The sequence below is a fragment of the Ruegeria sp. CDSB013 genome (genome assembly GCF_059611165.1).
This window is the reverse complement of record NZ_JBXWPA010000001.1, coordinates 224,465-242,132: the sequence shown is the minus strand read 5'-3', so window position 1 is coordinate 242,132 and position 17,668 is coordinate 224,465. Positions and strand designations below refer to the sequence as shown.

Here is a 17,668-nt window from a genome sequence, read left to right as displayed (position 1 = left end):
GGGCTTTTCATTTTTCACGCCTCAAGAATTAAACAACGCTGGCATAGACTTGCCCGAGAATAAGCCGCTAGACTTATCTGCAATAGCCAATTGCGCAGGACCCGGTCGGTCATGATCCTTCACGACGGAATTACTGTACGACAGATGGTCAAGGGCTCCTTTGGCTTTATCTGCATCGTGCTGACATGGACGCTGCTGGTTGTTCTGGCGGACGGGCTCACGACAATCGAGCTGATCTCGAACCCCAGCCCGCCCGTCACCATGCTCGGGCTGGCAGTGGCATTCTTTCTGGGCTTCAAAAACACATCGGCCTTTGCGCGATGGTCCGAGGCGCGCAGCATCTGGGGCGAGATCGTCAATGCCAGCCGGGACTGGGGCAACACTATTAGCAATCTGGTGCTGCCCGACGGCACACCGATTGATCCCGCGCTGCGCGACGAACTGATCGAACGTCACATCGCGTGGCTCAATATGCTTGCCTTTCAGCTGCGCCAGCCCTCGCCGACAGGACGCAGCCGACGCCCATGGATGTTTGGGCACAAACCTATTTCTGACCGAACCGAGTTGCATCAAATGCCCGAATGCTGGCGCGAACGCCAGTTGCCAATCGACTTGGCAAGGCTTGAGGGCAAGAGCAATCGCGCCGCCTATCTGTTGTTTCTTCAGGGCGAAAAGCTAGCAGAATTGGCACGCAGCCGCGGCATTGACCCCTATTGGCACGTCGCCCTGATGGACCGCCTCGCCCGGTTTACGACGACACAGGGGCAATGTGAGCGCATCAAGAACACACCGTTCCCCAGACAGGTTGCCGAGGTCGGTCGCGTCTTCAGTTGGATCTTCATCTTCATGCTGCCGCTGGCGTTCAACGACGAGCGATCAATCATCCCCGGGGCAGATATCTCTGTATGGCAGCTTGTTATTTTCGACTGGCTGACATTCGCGCCGGTTGGGGCGCTGGTTTGCTGGATCTTCTTTGTCACCGAACGCGTCAGCGCCTCGATGGAGGATCCGTTCGAAGGGGATGTGACCGATGTTCCGATCTCGGCCCTGTGTCGCAGCATCGAGATTGACTTACGGCAGATGACCGACTGCGGGGTTGCGCCTCAACCCGCACAACCCATCGAAAAAGTTCTGTTTTAGAGCGACCCGATTTGGCGTGTCCGCAACGCCATTTCAGGGTGCGTTCGATAATCTGCCCAATTTAGGGTATCATGCATCCAGAAACCCTGGGATCGGAGCCGTCAGATGCCCGAAATAGATTTTTGGTTTTCCATCGGTAGCACATACAGCTTCCTGACGATTATGCGCCTGGATGATTGGTGTGATGAGCATGACGCGACCGTCAATTGGCGACCGTTCAATGTGCGAACCGTGATGTCCGAACAGCAGAATATTCCCTTTGCAGGCAAACCGGCCAAATCCGCATATATGTGGCGTGATATCGAGCGGCGCGCCGCAAAGTACCACCTGCACGCCACGCTTCCAGCACCCTACCCGATCTCGGATCTTGCGCTGGCCAATCAGGTCGCTGTGCTGGGTATGTCGGATGGCTGGGGCAAATCCTTTACTCAAAACCTGTACCGCATCTGGTTCGAGGAAGGGATCGAGGCGGGCAGCGAAACCGCGTTATCAGAAGCGCTGCATCGGTGTCAGCAGGACCCGCGCCTGACGCTTGCCCGCGCACGCAGCCCGGACACGATCTCGGCCCTTGAAACCGAAACCGAACAGGCCACAAAGCTGGGCGTTTTTGGCGCCCCCAGCCTGGTCGTTCGCGGCGAGGTTTTCTGGGGCGATGACCGGCTGGACGACGCGTTATCCTGGGCCAGAGTTGGGCACGTCATCTGATCTTTCCTGTTAGACACCGGCAGGTGTTGCGCTATTTTTGCACCATGCCGTATCGATGGAATCAAACCTCAAGTTCCGAGCAAGAGTTGCGCCTGTGGCCGCATAACTCTCTGCCCCCACGCTGGGCGGTGCGTGTGGTGTTGGCGGTCTTTTTGTTTGGCTTGATTCCCCTGATGGCTGTACTTGGTTCGGTTTTGCTGTGGGGTTTGCTGCCATTCATGCTGTTGACCGTTCTGGGACTGTGGTTCGCGATCCAGTCCAATTACCGTGCACGCAGCGTTTTCGAGGTGTTGACCTTGACCAGATCGCAGGCCCGTCTGGTGCAGCATCACCCCCAACGGGGGCAGCAGGCGTGGTCGTGCAACCGCTATTGGGCGCGCCCCGAAATGCACGAGCGCGGCGGCCCGGTCCCGAATTATGTCACACTGACCGGTGACGGTCGCGAAGTTGAAATCGGCGCGTTTCTGTCTGAGGAAGAGCGGATTTCGCTGTTTGATGAGCTCACAAAAAAACTGCGCGAACCTGTCGCGCAGTCTTAGCATCTGGCAAAAGAAAAGGGCTTAGCAGCCGCCGCTTGCCCCAGCGCAAAGCTGGTCTTTGACCATCGGGCCAACCTTGCCGAAATCCATCTGGCCGGTGTAGCGAGTTTTCAGCTCACCCATCACTTTGCCCATGTCGCGGATCGACCCGGCACCGGTGGCCGTGATTGCGATCTGAATGGCTTTGCTCACCTCGTCATCGTCCAATTGCTTGGGCAGAAATTCCTCAATGACCTCGACCTCGCGTAGTTCCCGTTCGGCCAGATCCAAACGGCTGCCCTCTTCATAGGCACGGGCGCTCTCTTTGCGCTGCTTCGTCATTTTACCAAGAATTTCAAGCACCTCTGCGTCGCCGCAGCCTTTGGCTTCTTCGTTGTCAGACGCGCGCGAAGCGATGTCACGGTCCTTGATCGCAGCATTAATCAGGCGCAGCGTCGACAGACGCTCGGCATCCTTGTCTTTCATTGCTTGCTTCAGGGCAGTGTTCACCCGTGATCGCATATCCATATGTTCTGTCCATCCCCATGGCAAAGGAACCCCGACCATATCGAAACAAAAAGCGCGATACAACAGGGGACGCATGCATCTAACTTATTGATTTTAAACAATAGCCTAAAAATTGAATAGACTTGACCCGAGCGGACAACCCCCTTAGGTATGCGCCGGTTTACCTTGCAGGAGAGTCGCGCCATGGCCCAGAACGCCCCGTCCAAGCCCACCGCATGTCTGGCATTGGCCGACGGTACATTGTTCTACGGTATGGGCTTCGGTGCCACCGGCCAAACCGTGGCTGAACTGTGCTTTAACACCGCCATGACCGGATACCAGGAAATCATGACCGACCCCTCTTATGCGGGACAGATCGTGACCTTCACCTTCCCTCATATCGGCAATGTCGGCGTTAACCCCGAGGATGACGAGACCGGCGATCCGGTTGCCGCCGGGATGGTGGTCAAATGGGACCCGACCGAGCCATCGAACTGGCGCTCGGCCGAAGAGTTGAAAACCTGGCTGGCCCGCCGTGGCCGCATCGCCATCGGTGGCGTGGACACCCGCCGCCTGACCCGTGCCATCCGTCAGCAAGGCGCACCTCATGTCGCGTTGGCGCATGACCCCGACGGTAACTTTGATATAGAGGCACTGGTCGCCGCCGCGCGTGGCTTTGCCGGTCTGGAAGGCATGGATCTGGCCAAAGAGGTCACCTGCGCCCAAAGCTATCGCTGGGACGAAATGCGGTGGGCCTGGCCGGACGGGTATAAACGTCAGGAAGCTCCGGTGCATAAAGTAGTCGCCGTCGACTTTGGCGCAAAGCGCAATATCCTGCGCTGCCTCGCCTCGGCTGGTTGCGACGTCACGGTTTTGCCTGCAACGGCGACGGCTGCCGAGGTGCTGGCCCATAATCCCGATGGCGTGTTCCTGTCGAACGGCCCCGGAGACCCGGCAGCCACTGGTGAATACGCCGTACCGATGATCAAAGAGGTTCTAGACGCCACCGATCTGCCCGTCTTTGGCATCTGTCTGGGCCACCAGATGCTGGCGCTGGCTTTGGGCGGCCATACCGTCAAGATGAACCACGGCCACCACGGGGCCAACCATCCGGTCAAAGACCTGGATACCGGCAAGGTCGAGATCACCTCGATGAACCACGGCTTTGCGGTGGACGCCCAGTCCCTGCCCGACGGCGTTGTGGAAACCCACCGCTCGTTGTTTGATGGGTCCAACTGCGGCATCCGCATGACCGATCGCCCTGTCTATTCAGTGCAGCACCACCCCGAAGCCTCGCCCGGCCCACAGGACAGCTACTATCTGTTCGAACGCTTTGCCGAAGCAATGGCAGACAAGAAAGCACAGGCTTAACCACTCCATCGTTTAGTGTTAACGCGCTGTTAACCTTGATTGAGCCACCCTGACGCGGGTCACCGTGTCAGGGTATTTTTATGGTTGAACATAACCTGCAGCAATTCGCGCGCGCCGCGCCGATTTCCAATCGACCGCGGAAACCCCTAGGCACCTGTTTGGTCGAACGTGGATGCATCACCACCGCGCAACTGGAAATGGCGCTGCATCTGCAGTCCAGACAACAGGCCCCGCTGGGCGAGATCCTTGTCGGAGAGGGCTGGATCAGCCGTCAGGAAGTCATGGAAGCTTTATCTGAGCAGACCAACCTGCAAATTGCCGATCTGAAAAACACGCCCCCCTCCCCGACCTTATGTGACATCAAACCGGTCGAGTTCTGGCTGAAGCATAATGTGATCCCGTGGCAACGCATCGGCCCGATCCTGCTGATCGCGACCGCTGATCCGAACCGCTTTGCCGCGGTACGCGCCGCCCTGTCCCACACCGAACACACGATTGCACCGGTACTTGCATCGACCAGTCAGATTGATCACGCGATTGCCAGCGCATTTTCCGACACTTTGGCAAAAGGCGCGGAAACCCGGGTCGACAAGGATCAGAGCTGTCGATCATGGACGCCGACAAAGCGCGCGGGTCCCATCGCGGCCCTTGCGGGGCTTCTTTGCTTTTTTTCAGCCTTTCCTCTGGTTGGTCTGACTGTTCTTTTGACCACGGCCACGGTTTCGCTGCTTATGTTCATGATTTTGCGCATGGCAGGCTTGGTCTCATATCTTATGAGATACCGCCTAGTGTGCCCAACGCCCGAACCTGTCCCGCTGCGATTGCCACGCGTGTCGATGATGGTACCCCTTTACAAAGAACGAGAAATAGCAAGCGCTTTAATAAAGCGGCTACAACGCCTGACCTACCCAAAGGCGTTGTTGGATGTCATTCTGGTGCTGGAGGCCTCAGATGAGGTCACGCGCACCACATTAAGCCGAGTGGATCTACCCAGCTGGATCAGAACATTGGAAGTCCCGGAACTGAATGGACTGACGACAAAGCCCCGCGCGATGAACTACGCGCTGGATTATTGCCGTGGCGACATTCTGGGTGTGTGGGATGCCGAGGACGCCCCGCAATCGGATCAGATCGAACGGGTGGTCCGGCATTTTGCGCGGGCTGACGAAGACGTCGTCTGCCTGCAAGGTGTTCTGGATTATTACAACCCGCGCACAAATTGGCGGTCACGCTGTTTTACCATCGAATACAACAGCTGGTTTCGGATCATCCTGCAAGGCATTGCGAATCTGGGTCTGGTCGTCCCGCTTGGGGGCACAACATTCTTTTTCCGCAGGGACAAGCTGCTGGAGCTTGGCGGCTGGGATGCCCACAATGTAACGGAAGATGCCGATCTGGGCGTGCGCCTCAGCCGCGCGGGCTATCGAACCGAGATGGTTGATACCACCACCTATGAAGAGGCAAACTTTCGCGCCTGGCCCTGGGTCAAGCAGCGCTCGCGCTGGCTGAAGGGGTTCATGGTGACCTATCTGGTGCACATGCGTGCGCCGCGGCGCCTGCTTGGCGACATCGGGTTCAAGCGATTTCTTGGCGTTCAGGCGTTCTTCTTGGGCACTATTGGGCAGTTTCTACTGGCACCGGTCCTATGGCTATTTTGGTTGGCAACACTGGGCTTGCCTGGCCCGTTCGATCCGCTTTTGTCTGATTGGGCCTTCTACACACTCATCAGCCTGTTTCTGGTGGCCGAGATCACCAATCTGATCGTTGGAATGCTAGCCGTTGCAGCACAGGAAAGACGGTTCCTGATGCCGTGGGTTCCAACAATGCCATTGTATTTTCCGCTAGGCGTATTAGCCGCCTACAAAGCCCTGTGGGAGCTGGCCAGCAACCCGTTCTTCTGGGACAAAACTCAGCATGGGCAGGCCCGCGAAGAAGTACAGCCGCACTGACGGTCATTTCTCGCGCAACACCGCATCCTGTTTCAGCCGGGTCATGAACGCCACCGAGATATGTTCTTTCAGCGCGCGCTCTGCCGCCTCTTCATCACGGGCGGTGATCGCCTCGACAATGCCCTTATGCTCACTTTGCGCAATCTCGCCACGGCCCTGAACGGCAAGCGAGGTCGTAGCCATCAGAGCCATTGTGCGGTGCACAAGATTCAGCTGCTGCACCAGATACCGGTTGTGCGAAGCCAGATGGATCTGTTCATGAAACCGCCGGTTGGCCCGCGACAGTGCCGTCGGATCATTCACCAAAGCATCGTCAGCGGCGACCATGTCCTGCAGCACTTTTATCTCTTCCTCGGTGGCGTGTTTCGCGGCCAGCTTTGCGGCCAACCCTTCCAACTCGCGCCGGACCACATAAAGTTCGGCCATTTGGTTGTGATCCAATGAGGCCACGATCAGTGATCGTCCGTCACGCTCTAGCAGGGATTGCGTCTCAAGGCGCTGCAACGCTTCGCGGATCGGCGTGCGGGACACGCCAAATCGTTCTGCCAGCTCACTTTCGACCAATCGGTCGCCGGGCTTGTAAACGCCCACATCAATCGCTTCGAGAATAAGGCTATAGGCGTCTTTGTTGGGCTGACGGGATTGCGGCATGGGGTGTTATTTCTCCTCGTTCGGACATGTCTATCCGCCTCGGGCCAGTGCAATCAAGTGTAGCATTGAAAACCTGTGCATGGCGGCCTAAACCCAACCCATGGTCAAACCTTCCTTTTCGCACGTCACCCAATGGGTGTTCGACCTCGACAACACACTGTACCCGCCTCATATGCAACTATTCGACCAGATCGAGGTGCTGATGACGGACTATGTGGTGCAGGCCATTGGCGTCGACCGAGCCGAGGCGGATCGTCTGCGCTCGCACTATTGGCGGGAATACGGCACCACGCTGGCTGGCTTGATGGCTGAGCACGACCTGGACCCCGAACCCTATCTGTACGCCGTGCATCAGGTGGACATGAGCCATATGGACCCCGACGCCGAGTTGGCCGACCACATCCGATGCCTGCCTGGCCGTCGCATCGTTTACACCAACGGCAGCGCGCCTTATGCCGAACGTGTGCTAAAAGCACGCGGCCTAAGCGGTTTGTTCGATGCGGTTTATGGCGTAGAACACGCGGGCTATCGTCCAAAACCCGAACAGGCCGCGTTCGAGGCGATCTTTGCACAGGATGGCATCGACGCCGACAGGGCGGCCATGTTTGAAGATGATCCGCGCAATCTGGCTGCTCCGCACGCGATGGGAATGCGCACTGTTCACGTCGCGCCCGAGCAGCATAAGGCTGAGCATATCCACCATCATACCGACGATTTGACCGCGTTTCTGGCCCGCCTGCGATAGGCTGTCACACTGCGACGATCTGCACATTCTGCAGGTGCATCATCGACCCTATATGCGCCTCAGCGACGAACAGAATCGGAGACCCCATGAGCGCGATCGAGATGCCCGGACGCCTGCCCATCTGGCAGCGCCTGTTGTTTGCAGTTCCCCTGTTTGGCTGGCTGGCCAAGGATGCCGCTCATGCAAAGGGCGCAGATTGGGGTTATACAGCGGCCGCGATTTTCAGCATGTGGGGCTGTTCTGCCCTGTTGTTCGGTCTGCCGGGCCTGTACATGCCAGCCGTGATGATGGTGCCGGTGATGTTCCTGATCCTCATCCTGATTTCACGCGGCTGACACGCGGGACAGGATGTCACTTGGCACCCGATGCAGAACCGAACTAGGTTCTGCCCAACACTCGGAGGCCAAGGTCATGAAAGACAGCTGTGACATCCTGATTTCAGGCGGCGGAATCGCCGGTCTGACCGCTGCGGCAGCCTTTGGAACCGCCGGGTTCGACGTTATTTGTGTCGACCCGACGCTCCCGATAACCGAGCGCGACGTGGACGGCTCTGATTTGCGGACCACCGCCTTTTTGCAACCGGCGCACGGCTTGTTAGAGCAATGTGGGTTGTGGCAACGGCTGGACGCACACGCGGCCCCCTTGCAGATCATGCGGATTGTGGACGCAGGTGGAGATGTTCCTGAACCCCGCGTGGTACGCGATTTCAACGCCGCAGATATTTCGGATCTGCCCTTCGGCTGGAACCTGCCCAACTGGCTGTTGCGGCGCGAGATGGTGGCACGACTGGCCGAACTGCCCAACGTCGATTTCCGCCCCGGTACTGGCACTGTCAGTCTGTTCACCCGCACTGCCGAAGCGCGTGTCGGCCTGAGTGACGGCAGCCGCATTCGTTGCAAACTGGTGGTCGCCGCTGACGGGCGCAACTCTCCCATGCGCGAGGCGGCTGGGATCAACGTCCATACCACGCGCTATGGCCAGAAAGCATTGGCCTTTGCAGTCACACATCCCATCCCGCACGACAATGTTTCGACCGAAATTCACCGCTCGGGCGGGCCGTTCACCCTGGTCCCCCTGCCCGATTGGCAGGGGCAACCGTCTTCGGCGATTGTGTGGATGGAGCGCGGACCCCGCGCGGTTGAGTTGCTCAACACCGAGCCCGAGGCGTTTGAAGCGTTGATGACCGAACGGTCCTGTGGGTTGTTCGGACCGTTAAAACTGGCTTCGCGCCGGACCATCTGGCCGATCATCAGCCAGTCAGCAGAACGTCTGGCTGGCGAGCGAGTCGCGCTGATGGCAGAGGCCGCCCATGTGGTGCCGCCAATTGGTGCACAGGGATTGAACATGTCGCTGGGCGATCTGAGCAGTCTGCTGGAACTGGCGCAGGCCCGTCCTGAAGGTCTGGGCGATGCGCAGATGCTCGAGGCCTATCACAAGGCTCGCCACACCGAAATCGAGATGCGGGTCAAAGGCATCGACCTGTTGAACCGCGCCTCGATGATCGAGGCGCGGCCGTTAAGGGACGTCCGGGCAATGGGGCTAAATGCGCTCTATTCTCTACCGGCTGTTCGCAAGACCTTGATGCAAATGGGCCTCGGCGTACGCTAAGGCCCGAATGGTTTCACAGAACCTGATCCAGCACGCGCTTGAGCCGTCCGATGGTGCCGTCGACGTCGTACAGTTTGTCCAGACCAAACAGACCAAGGCGGAAGGTGCTGAACCCTTCAGGCTCATCACATTGCAGCGGCACACCTGCTGCGATCTGCATGCCCAACGTCGCAAACTTCTTACCATTCTGAACATCCGGGTCCGAGGTATAGCTGACCACGACACCCGGCGCGCCAAATCCGTCCGCTGCTACCGAGACGATGCCCTTGTCCCGCAGCATCGCCCGCAGTCCATCGCCCAACGCCCATTGGGCGTCCCGCAGCTTGTCGAACCCATAATCGCGGGTCTCGACCATCGTATCGCGGAACGCCTTCAACGCATCCGTTGGCATGGTCGCGTGATACGCATGCCCACCATTTTCATAGGCTTGCATGATCTGCCGCCATTTTTTCAGATCAACGGCAAAGCTGTCGGACGTCGTCTCCTCCAACCGCGCTTCGGCACGCTCAGATAGCATGACAAGGCCCGCGCAGGGCGATGCGCTCCACCCTTTCTGGGGGGCCGAGATCAGGACATCCACACCAGTGGCCTTCATATCGACCCAGGCACAACCCGACGCGATGCAGTCCAGCACCATTAACGCCCCAACCTCATGCGCCGCCGCGGCCATGGCGGTCACGTAAACGTCGGGCAGAATGACCCCGGCCGAGGTCTCTACATGTGGGGCAAATACAACATCCGGACGCTGTTCACGGATTGTTGAAACAACCTCGTCAATCGGTGCGGGGGCAAAGGGCGACGGGCTGGAATTGCCGGTTTCACGGGCTTTGAGAACCGTCGCTGACGCCGTCAGATCACCGGATTCGATAATCTGGCTCCAGCGGTAGGAAAACCACCCATTCCGAACGACAAGTACATTGGCGTTGCGTGCAAATTGCCGGGCGACGGCCTCCATCCCATAGGTGCCACCACCAGGGATAATCGCCACACCATCCGCATTATATACATCCTTCAACAAGCCCGATATGTCCCGCATCACCTGTTGAAACTGCACTGACATGTGGTTCAGAGACCGATCCGTAAACACGACCGAGAACTCTTCGAGCCCAGAGGGATCGACGGTGTCCAATAGCGCTGGCATGGTTTGTCCTTTCAAATTGTCGTCAGCGGCCTCGCGACCCGGGTTAATTTGCCGAGACCCGTACTGAACCCGAATATCTGGCCTAAGGGAACTAAAAACAAAACACTCAAATGATATTTTGTTGGTCGAATCTGGCAAGAAATGACGCCAATTAGTGTCAGCCGCCCTTTACACTCTGACGTGTTTCTGACCAGATGCACTCACTTTGCAGAAGAAAGGTATTTCGACAGGTGAATGCGCATAAGCGGATCAGTTTTCAAGTTGTACGGGACGAAGTCAAACGGCGGATCGAAAGCCGCATTTGGCCGCAGGGATCGCTTCTGCCAACCGAAACACAGCTTGCCGAGGAATTCAATTGCGCACGCGCGACAGTGAACCGTGCCCTGCGCGAGCTTTCTGATCAGGGCTTTGTCGAGCGCAAACGCAAAAGCGGGACCCGGGTCAAAAAGGAACCCAGCAAGCACGCCAAGCTAGAATTTTCGTTGGCTCGTCAAACGGTTGAAAGCCAAAATGCAACCTATCGGTACTCGCTGGTTGAACGCAACGTGGTCGCAAGCCCCGGTTGGCTGGCTTCACAGATCGGTGTTTCCGCGGACATTCGCGTCCTGCAAGTCATCTGCATGCATTATGCCGACAACCGTCCCTTCCAGTTGGAAGAACGCTGGATCAACATAGATGCGGTACCCGAAATCGAACATGCTGATCTGAGCACCCAGGGCCCCCATGAATGGCTATTGAACGCCTCTCCGTTTACCGAGGCTGAAGTCTCCTTTTGCGCGATCTCCGCGGACGGACGATTGGCGGAATTCATGGGAACTACCCCCGGAACGTCGATGATCCAGCTAGAGCGCACGACCTGGAAGAACGGAAATCCGATGGCATTTGCCCGGATGACACACCATCCCGGATATTGCATCCGCACGCGGTACTGAACGGGCTTATCCGATCGGTCCCGGCAAACGTTCCTCACTTAGCAGGACGTTGGCTTCGACATCTCCTGCGCCGGGCAAGGTCATTATCCGACGGCGCAGGACACGCTCAAAATCCGACAGGTCGCGGGCAACAACCCGCAGGCGATAATCGTACAGACCCAGCACATGCTCAACTGTCTGAACTTCGGGAATTGCACTAACCGCGCGCTCAAAATCCTCCAAACTGATCTGTCCCTTGCGTGCCAGTTTTACGCCTAGGAACACGGTCACGCCGAATCCCAACGCCTCGGCATTCAAGCGCAGCCGGCGACCTTTGATAATGCCCGAGGTTTCCAGCCGTCGAATTCGCCGCCATGTCGCGGGTTGTGACAATCCCAGCTTACGTCCCAACGCCCCCGCGCTTAGCGAAGCATCCTGCGCCAGCGCGCGCAGTATCTTTCGGTCAAGTTCATCCAGATCGGTCATACCGGCAGCACCTCTTCGCTTTTCACCCTCGCGATATGCATCAGGGCCTCGATATCCGCGATATGCGGCAGGGTCAGAATGCGGTCGCGGTAGAGTTGTTGATAATGCGCCATGTCCCTGGCTATCACCGACAGGCGCACATCCACCCTGCCCAGAAATGTTTGCAATTCGATCACCTCGGGCACTTGCCGGGCGGCGGCAGTAAATTCGTCAAACGCGCGCGATTGGGTCTTGTCCAGTGTGACCCGCAGCGAAACCTCGACCGCGTACCCAAGTGCCGCCCAGTCGATCACGGCCTCCTGCCCTTGGATGATGCCTGCGGCCTGCATCTTTTCGACCCGGCGCCAGCAGACACCCTGGCTGATACGGCAACGCTCGGCCAGTTCCGCAGCAGTCAGGCTGGGATCGGCCTGAAAGTGGCGCAGGATTCGGCGGTCTATGTCATCAAGCATGAATTCTTCGCATTTACGGTATTTCGAGAATTATTCTTCATCTTTTTCACAAATACTCAAGTACAACCCTATCGCCAATACAACATTCGGCAGGTAAAACCCTCGGCAATCTAACCAGAAAGGACCGGCGACATGCGCGTCTATTACGATCGCGATTGCGACATCAACCTGATCAAAGACAAGAAAGTGGCAATCCTGGGCTACGGCAGCCAAGGCCACGCCCACGCACTGAACCTGCGCGACTCAGGCGCGAAGAACCTTGTCGTCGCTCTGCGCGAAGGCTCGGCATCCGCCAAAAAAGCCGAAGCCGAAGGTCTGGAAGTCATGGGCATCGCCGAAGCGGCAGCCTGGTGCGACGTCATCATGTTCACCATGCCCGACGAACTGCAAGCCGAGACCTACAAGAAATACGTACATGACAACATCAAGCCCGGCTCGGCCATTGCCTTTGCCCATGGCTTGAACGTCCACTTCGGATTGATCGAGCCGAAAGAAGGCATCGACGTCATCATGATGGCCCCCAAAGGCCCCGGCCACACCGTGCGCGGCGAATACGTCAAAGGCGGCGGCGTGCCTTGCCTGGTTGCCGTGAACAACGACGCTACCGGCAAAGCGCTGGAAATCGGCCTGTCCTATTGCTCGGCCATCGGTGGCGGCCGCTCGGGCATCATCGAAACCAACTTCCGCGAAGAGTGCGAAACCGACCTGTTCGGCGAGCAGGCCGTTCTGTGCGGCGGTATCGTCGAACTGATCCGTTGTGGTTTCGAAACTCTGGTTGAGGCAGGTTATGCGCCCGAAATGGCCTATTTCGAGTGTCTGCACGAAACCAAGCTGATCGTTGACCTGATCTATGAAGGCGGTATCGCGAACATGGATTACTCGATCTCAAACACTGCCGAATACGGCCAGTACGTCACCGGCCCACGGATCCTGCCCTATGAGCAGACCAAGAAAGCGATGAAAGAGACGCTGTCGGACATCCAAACAGGGAAGTTCGTGCGTGACTTCATGCTGGAAAACGCCGTCGGTCAGCCGACCATCAAAGCGGCTCGCCGCCACAATGATGAGCATCAGATCGAGCAGGTTGGTAAGAAACTGCGCGACATGATGCCGTGGATCTCTGCTGGCAAGCTGGTCGATCAGGAAAAGAACTGATTCCACCAAGCGAATGCGAAAGGGCGGCCCATCAGGCCGCCCTTTTTTGTCCTTACCCCAAGCCGAGACGCAGATGGTTCAGCACCCCACATCCCGCGATTGGAGCGGCGTTATCACCCTTGGCCTGATCTGGGGCGGTACGTTCATGGTCGTCACCATGGCGCTGGAAGGGTATGGACCTATCACAGTCGCCACCGCGCGGACGACGCTGGGCGCAGTAATGTTGCTGGGGCTGATGGCCGCTACAAACCGCAAGCTACCATCGGGGTCGACCGCCCTGTGGGCTTCGGTCATCGTGATCGGTATCTTGTCCTCGGCCCTGCCCTTTGTTCTGCTAAGCTGGGGGCAGCAATACGTACCGTCCGCCTTCGCGGGTCTGTCCATGGCCGCAATCCCTCTGATGGTACTGCCGCTAGCGCATTTCTTTTCAGACGAGCCCCTGAACCTGAGAAAATTGGTGGGCGTGACCCTTGGATTCTGCGGTGCGTTGGTGCTGATCGGCCCCGGCTTGGCGCAACTCGGCCACGGGTCGGAACCTTTGGCGCAACTGGCCTGCATCGGGGCCGCTTTATGCTATTCCTGCGCGTCGATCTTCACCCGTCAATGTCCGCCCATTGATCCGGTGGTTCTGGCCGCCCTGACCCTGCTGGTCGGCGCAGTAATCCTGCTGCCGATCATGTTCGTGACCGAAGGCGTCCCGACATGGGAAGGTACCCGCCCAAGCATTGCCATCATCGTTTTGGGGCTGGTGCCTACGGCATTTGCCACATTGCTGCGGGTTTCCGTCATTCGCAGCGCAGGATCGGTGTTCATGACACTCGTTAACTACCAAGTGCCAATCTGGTCGATGGTGTTCGGCGCATGGGTCCTGTCCGAAGCGCTGCCGCTGCGGTTTTTTGTGGCGCTGGCCATGATTCTGACCGGGCTGGCCATCAGCCAGTGGTTCAGCCTGCGCAAAATATTAATCGGGCGCTAGCCTGTGACGGCCTCGACTTCGGCAACGATGCCGTCGACAACCTGGGTCAGCAGCGCATCATCTTCACATTCCGCCATGACGCGGATCAGAGGTTCCGTACCTGACTTGCGGATCAGCAACCGCCCCTGCCCGATCAGCCGCGCCTCGGCGTCAGAAATTGCAGCCTGCACACTGGCGGCCTCAAGCGGCGCTTGTCCTTCGCCATAACGCACATTCTTCAGCATTTGCGGTACGGTTTCGAACTGCACAGATAATTCCGATGCTTTGCGACCGGTATGAACCATCTCCGCCAGGAAATGGAGGCCTGCCATAAGGCCGTCGCCTGTGGTCGCATAGTCGCTCATGACGATGTGGCCTGATTGTTCGCCACCCAGGTTGAACCCGCCTTCGCGCATACGTTCAACGACATAGCGATCCCCGACGCCGGTGCGTTCCAGACGCAGGCCATGGCTTTCTAGATGACGTTCCAGGCCAAGGTTCGACATCACCGTTGCAACCAGCGCGCCGCCATTCAGGCGGTCTGCCTCGGCCCAACTGGTCGCCAAAAGCGCCATCAACTGATCGCCATCCGCGACTTGCCCATTCTCGTCGATCATGACGACGCGATCGGCATCACCGTCCAGACAAATCCCGACATCTGCACCATGGGCCACCACGGTTTCGGCAGCCAACTGCGGTTTGGTTGAGCCACAGTTGAGGTTGATATTCTTACCATTCGGCGTGATGCCGACCGGGATCACCTCGGCACCCAATTCCCACAAAACCTCGGGCGCCGTGCGGTGCGCGGCCCCATTGGCGCAATCGACTACAACTTTTAGCCCATCCAAACGCAAGTCACGCGACAGCGAAGATTTTACGCGTTCACCATATCGGAACCGCGCATCATCCACCCGTCTGGCACGGCCGATATTCCGTGCCTGCGCAGGTTTGACACCTTCTTCGATCAGCTTTTCAATCTCGAGTTCCGCCTGATCAGACAGCTTGTATCCGTCAGGACCAAAGAACTTGATTCCGTTGTCCTCGGCCGGGTTATGGCTGGCCGAGATCATCACCCCAAGATCCGCGCGCATCGACCGTGTCATCAGACCAACAGCGGGCGTCGGCACCGGTCCAAGCAGCAACACGTTCATCCCGGTCGAAGTCAATCCGGCAGTTAGGGCGTTTTCCACCATATAGCCGGACAGGCGCGTATCCTTACCGATCACAACACGGTGGACGTCGGATTGATCGCGGCGGAAGTAACGGCCAGCGGCGGCCCCGATGCGCAATGCCATTTCAGCCGTGATTGGATGGGTATTGGCTGTACCCCGCACCCCATCGGTTCCGAACAGCTTGCGCATAATGTCACTCCGTCATTTCTTGCCTGCCTCCGCCTTACCGGACGGCGGCCCAAAGGCGCAAGGCCTGAGCGGTTTCTGCAACATCGTGCACGCGCAGAATTTGAACGCCTTGTGACAATCCAGCCAGCCCGACGGCGATTGATCCCGGCGCGCGGGCGCCCTTGCGCGGCTCTTTGCCAATCTGCCCAATAATACCTTTTCGGGACACACCCAGCAGGATCGGGCAACCTAGACCATGAAACAGGCTGATCCCTTGCAGCAAGGCCAGGTTATGTGCCTCGGTCTTGCCAAACCCTATGCCTGGATCAACGATAATCTGATCCCGGTCCAACCCGAGTTTTTCGAGACGATCCACCTGCCCTTCAAGGAAATCGTAGACATCCAGCAGAACGTCGTCATAGGTCGGATTGTCTTGCATTGTGCCCGGATCGCCCTGCATGTGCATCACACAGACCGGAGCGCCAACTTGTGCGCAAAACGGCGCAAGCTGTGGGTCGAAGGTAAATCCTGTTACATCGTTGATCAGCCCTGCTCCGGCCTCCCACGCTGCTTTGGCGACGGCGGATTTGCGCGTATCTATGGATATCAACGCATCTGTGCGGGATTTGATCGCTTCGATCAGGGGGCGGGTCCGGGCGATCTCTTCATCTTCGGGCACGAAGGTTGCTCCGGGTCGGGTCGATTCGCCGCCGATATCCAGAATGGTTGCGTTTTGTGAAACCATCTGTTCAGCCGCAGATTGGGCCGCGCTGACCGAATTGTGCACACCGCCATCCGAGAAACTATCTGGGGTCGCATTCAGAATGCCCATAATGTGCGGGCGATCCATGGCAAGGCCCGCAGCATCGGCACGCGGACGCGTCAGTCGGTCCAGCGCATCACCTGGTACATCCTGCACGGCAATGATCATTGGACGTTCTTTTCGGCTTAACCGTTCAACATGGGTAAACCAAAGCGGCTGGCCAGCTAGCGGCACTGAACCCGGCGGACGGTTCGGACCATGCTGAACCAGAGGTCGAAAATAAGCGGTCACAGTTGTGCCTGATCCACCGAGATCGCACGCAAAGGGGTTTCAGGGGCGTCGGGCAGCGCGCCGCCGATCACCATCATCTCACTCGCCTCAAAAGTGGCAGCAAACCATGCCGCCAGCGCGACCGCATCCGAAGGTGCCGCCGATTGGCCGTCAACAGCATCCAGCACGATTTTCGAGGGCGCCCAGACGCAAATCTGACCATTTTTCATGGCCCAATCCAGCTCAGTCCGCGTTGAAACGACGACACAGCGGTGATCGCGGGCAGCTAAAACCCAGGCATTCTGTTCAATCGCCAACAGATCAATTCGGCGTTGGGTCATCGCGTAGCCAGTCTGTGAAACAGGCATATCCGCCGCACCGACGCACAGGATTAGGGGTCGTTCGCGGTTTTCCAACTGATCGATCCACCCGGTCAGATTGGGCGAGGCAATGGCCTCATTCGACAGGAAAGCCAGACGGGGATGCGGGCGTTCCTCTTCGACGACGTCGTGGTGAGTCTTGTCTTTTCCGCGCACGATCTCGACACCCAAAGCGCCAGGACCACGGTCCAGTTTTTCTATTCTGACAAAAGCTCTTACGGCCTGTGGCTCAAGTAAAATTCGCTCGGCCACCCGGTCTGCCAAAGTCTCAAGCAGGTTAAGCCGTTCCGCCGCAAGCTCATAAGCAATCGCCTCAGTCACCCGGTCGTAGGACAGGATGCGATCCACGTCATCGTCGATGGGATCACTCAAGGGGCGAACTTCCACTACTATGTTAAAACAAATACGCTGGGTCGTTCCACGCTCGGCCTGAAACGCGCCGATTTCAACCTCGACAATATGGTCGCGCAGAGAAATTCGATCCAACGGCCCCCGGGCAGCGGTCGCTTCGGACCGCTCGGACGGGTGCGCAAAGGCAAGACGGATTTCAGAGCTCATACAGGCGGACCTTTTCGGGCTTTGTGGACGTGTTTGCCCAAAATAAACGATGCGCGCGCGTAT

The 17,668-nt window shown here is 58.0% G+C and carries 19 protein-coding genes; 11 read left to right on the top strand and 8 right to left on the bottom strand.

Going from position 1 to position 17,668, the window contains the following annotated elements; translation table 11 throughout:
* The first annotated feature begins 111 nt into the window (after positions 1-111).
* The 3 genes from AC2FJF_RS01260 to AC2FJF_RS01250 all read left to right on the top strand — a co-directional run bounded on the left by AC2FJF_RS01260 (position 112) and on the right by AC2FJF_RS01250 (position 2,384).
* A complete protein-coding gene (locus AC2FJF_RS01260; RefSeq protein ID WP_496722221.1) occupies positions 112-1,140 on the top strand; it encodes a bestrophin family protein in 1,029 nt (342 codons plus the stop codon).
* 105 nt (positions 1,141-1,245) lie between these two features.
* On the top strand, positions 1,246-1,845 hold the full coding sequence (locus tag AC2FJF_RS01255; protein WP_058273903.1) for a 2-hydroxychromene-2-carboxylate isomerase: 600 nt from the start codon (positions 1,246-1,248) through the stop codon (positions 1,843-1,845).
* Between the two features lie 44 nt (positions 1,846-1,889).
* Positions 1,890-2,384 carry a DUF2244 domain-containing protein gene (locus AC2FJF_RS01250; protein ID WP_496722219.1) on the top strand — a complete coding sequence of 165 codons (495 nt, stop codon included), beginning with the start codon at positions 1,890-1,892 and terminating at the stop codon, positions 2,382-2,384.
* A gap of 21 nt (positions 2,385-2,405) precedes the next feature.
* Here AC2FJF_RS01250 and AC2FJF_RS01245 read toward each other — a convergent pair whose 3' ends face one another.
* The gene (locus tag AC2FJF_RS01245; protein WP_496722217.1) at positions 2,406-2,891 is read right to left on the bottom strand and encodes a GatB/YqeY domain-containing protein; all 486 of its coding nucleotides are present in this window, start codon (positions 2,889-2,891) and stop codon (positions 2,406-2,408) included.
* A 183-nt stretch (positions 2,892-3,074) separates the two neighbouring features.
* Here AC2FJF_RS01245 and carA point away from each other — a divergent pair, with 183 nt between their 5' ends.
* Positions 3,075-4,241: a glutamine-hydrolyzing carbamoyl-phosphate synthase small subunit gene (carA, locus tag AC2FJF_RS01240; protein WP_113789064.1), complete on the top strand. Its 1,167-nt coding sequence runs from the start codon at positions 3,075-3,077 to the stop codon at positions 4,239-4,241.
* A gap of 80 nt (positions 4,242-4,321) precedes the next feature.
* A complete protein-coding gene (locus AC2FJF_RS01235; RefSeq protein ID WP_496722215.1) occupies positions 4,322-6,190 on the top strand; it encodes a glycosyltransferase in 1,869 nt (622 codons plus the stop codon).
* 3 nt (positions 6,191-6,193) lie between these two features.
* Here AC2FJF_RS01235 and AC2FJF_RS01230 read toward each other — a convergent pair whose 3' ends face one another.
* Complete coding sequence (locus tag AC2FJF_RS01230; RefSeq protein WP_058273905.1) at positions 6,194-6,841, bottom strand: GntR family transcriptional regulator; 648 nt, start codon at positions 6,839-6,841, stop codon at positions 6,194-6,196.
* Between the two features lie 100 nt (positions 6,842-6,941).
* On the opposite strand from AC2FJF_RS01230, the gene AC2FJF_RS01225 reads away from it, so the two are divergent.
* The 3 genes from AC2FJF_RS01225 to AC2FJF_RS01215 all read left to right on the top strand — a co-directional run bounded on the left by AC2FJF_RS01225 (position 6,942) and on the right by AC2FJF_RS01215 (position 9,194).
* The gene (locus AC2FJF_RS01225) at positions 6,942-7,586 is read left to right on the top strand and encodes a pyrimidine 5'-nucleotidase (protein WP_496722213.1); all 645 of its coding nucleotides are present in this window, start codon (positions 6,942-6,944) and stop codon (positions 7,584-7,586) included.
* 86 nt (positions 7,587-7,672) lie between these two features.
* Entirely contained in the window at positions 7,673-7,921 is a 249-nt protein-coding gene (locus AC2FJF_RS01220) for a hypothetical protein (protein ID WP_496722211.1), read from the top strand.
* A gap of 76 nt (positions 7,922-7,997) precedes the next feature.
* On the top strand, positions 7,998-9,194 hold the full coding sequence (locus AC2FJF_RS01215; protein ID WP_496722209.1) for a UbiH/UbiF family hydroxylase: 1,197 nt from the start codon (positions 7,998-8,000) through the stop codon (positions 9,192-9,194).
* Between the two features lie 13 nt (positions 9,195-9,207).
* On the opposite strand, the gene AC2FJF_RS01210 is transcribed toward AC2FJF_RS01215, so the two are convergent.
* A complete protein-coding gene (locus AC2FJF_RS01210; protein WP_496722207.1) occupies positions 9,208-10,335 on the bottom strand; it encodes an aminotransferase class V-fold PLP-dependent enzyme in 1,128 nt (375 codons plus the stop codon).
* A 230-nt stretch (positions 10,336-10,565) separates the two neighbouring features.
* Here AC2FJF_RS01210 and hutC point away from each other — a divergent pair, with 230 nt between their 5' ends.
* The gene (hutC, locus tag AC2FJF_RS01205; protein WP_496722205.1) at positions 10,566-11,267 is read left to right on the top strand and encodes a histidine utilization transcriptional repressor HutC; all 702 of its coding nucleotides are present in this window, start codon (positions 10,566-10,568) and stop codon (positions 11,265-11,267) included.
* 6 nt (positions 11,268-11,273) lie between these two features.
* Here hutC and AC2FJF_RS01200 read toward each other — a convergent pair whose 3' ends face one another.
* Positions 11,274-11,732: an Lrp/AsnC family transcriptional regulator gene (locus tag AC2FJF_RS01200; RefSeq protein WP_496722203.1), complete on the bottom strand. Its 459-nt coding sequence runs from the start codon at positions 11,730-11,732 to the stop codon at positions 11,274-11,276.
* Positions 11,729-12,184: an Lrp/AsnC family transcriptional regulator gene (locus tag AC2FJF_RS01195; protein ID WP_496722201.1), complete on the bottom strand. Its 456-nt coding sequence runs from the start codon at positions 12,182-12,184 to the stop codon at positions 11,729-11,731. The genes AC2FJF_RS01200 and AC2FJF_RS01195 overlap by 4 nt, the downstream gene beginning before the upstream one ends.
* A 132-nt stretch (positions 12,185-12,316) precedes the next feature.
* Here AC2FJF_RS01195 and ilvC point away from each other — a divergent pair, with 132 nt between their 5' ends.
* Positions 12,317-13,339, top strand: a complete 1,023-nt coding sequence (ilvC, locus tag AC2FJF_RS01190) for a ketol-acid reductoisomerase (protein WP_108858914.1) — start codon at positions 12,317-12,319, stop codon at positions 13,337-13,339.
* A 73-nt stretch (positions 13,340-13,412) separates the two neighbouring features.
* The gene (locus AC2FJF_RS01185; protein ID WP_496722199.1) at positions 13,413-14,315 is read left to right on the top strand and encodes a DMT family transporter; all 903 of its coding nucleotides are present in this window, start codon (positions 13,413-13,415) and stop codon (positions 14,313-14,315) included.
* On the opposite strand, the gene glmM is transcribed toward AC2FJF_RS01185, so the two are convergent.
* Genes glmM through AC2FJF_RS01170 form a run of 3 tightly spaced genes read right to left on the bottom strand, consistent with a single transcriptional unit; the run spans position 14,312 to position 17,605 of the window.
* Positions 14,312-15,655 (bottom strand): phosphoglucosamine mutase, encoded by a 1,344-nt coding sequence (gene glmM, locus AC2FJF_RS01180; RefSeq protein ID WP_496722197.1) that lies wholly within the window; start codon positions 15,653-15,655, stop codon positions 14,312-14,314. The genes AC2FJF_RS01185 and glmM overlap by 4 nt on opposite strands.
* A 34-nt stretch (positions 15,656-15,689) precedes the next feature.
* A complete protein-coding gene (gene folP / locus AC2FJF_RS01175) occupies positions 15,690-16,688 on the bottom strand; it encodes a dihydropteroate synthase (protein ID WP_496722195.1) in 999 nt (332 codons plus the stop codon).
* Positions 16,685-17,605, bottom strand: coding sequence for a dihydroneopterin aldolase (locus AC2FJF_RS01170; protein ID WP_496722194.1), 921 nt, complete (start codon positions 17,603-17,605; stop codon positions 16,685-16,687). Before AC2FJF_RS01170 ends, folP begins: the two co-directional genes overlap by 4 nt.
* Between the last annotated feature and the right edge of the window lie 63 nt (positions 17,606-17,668).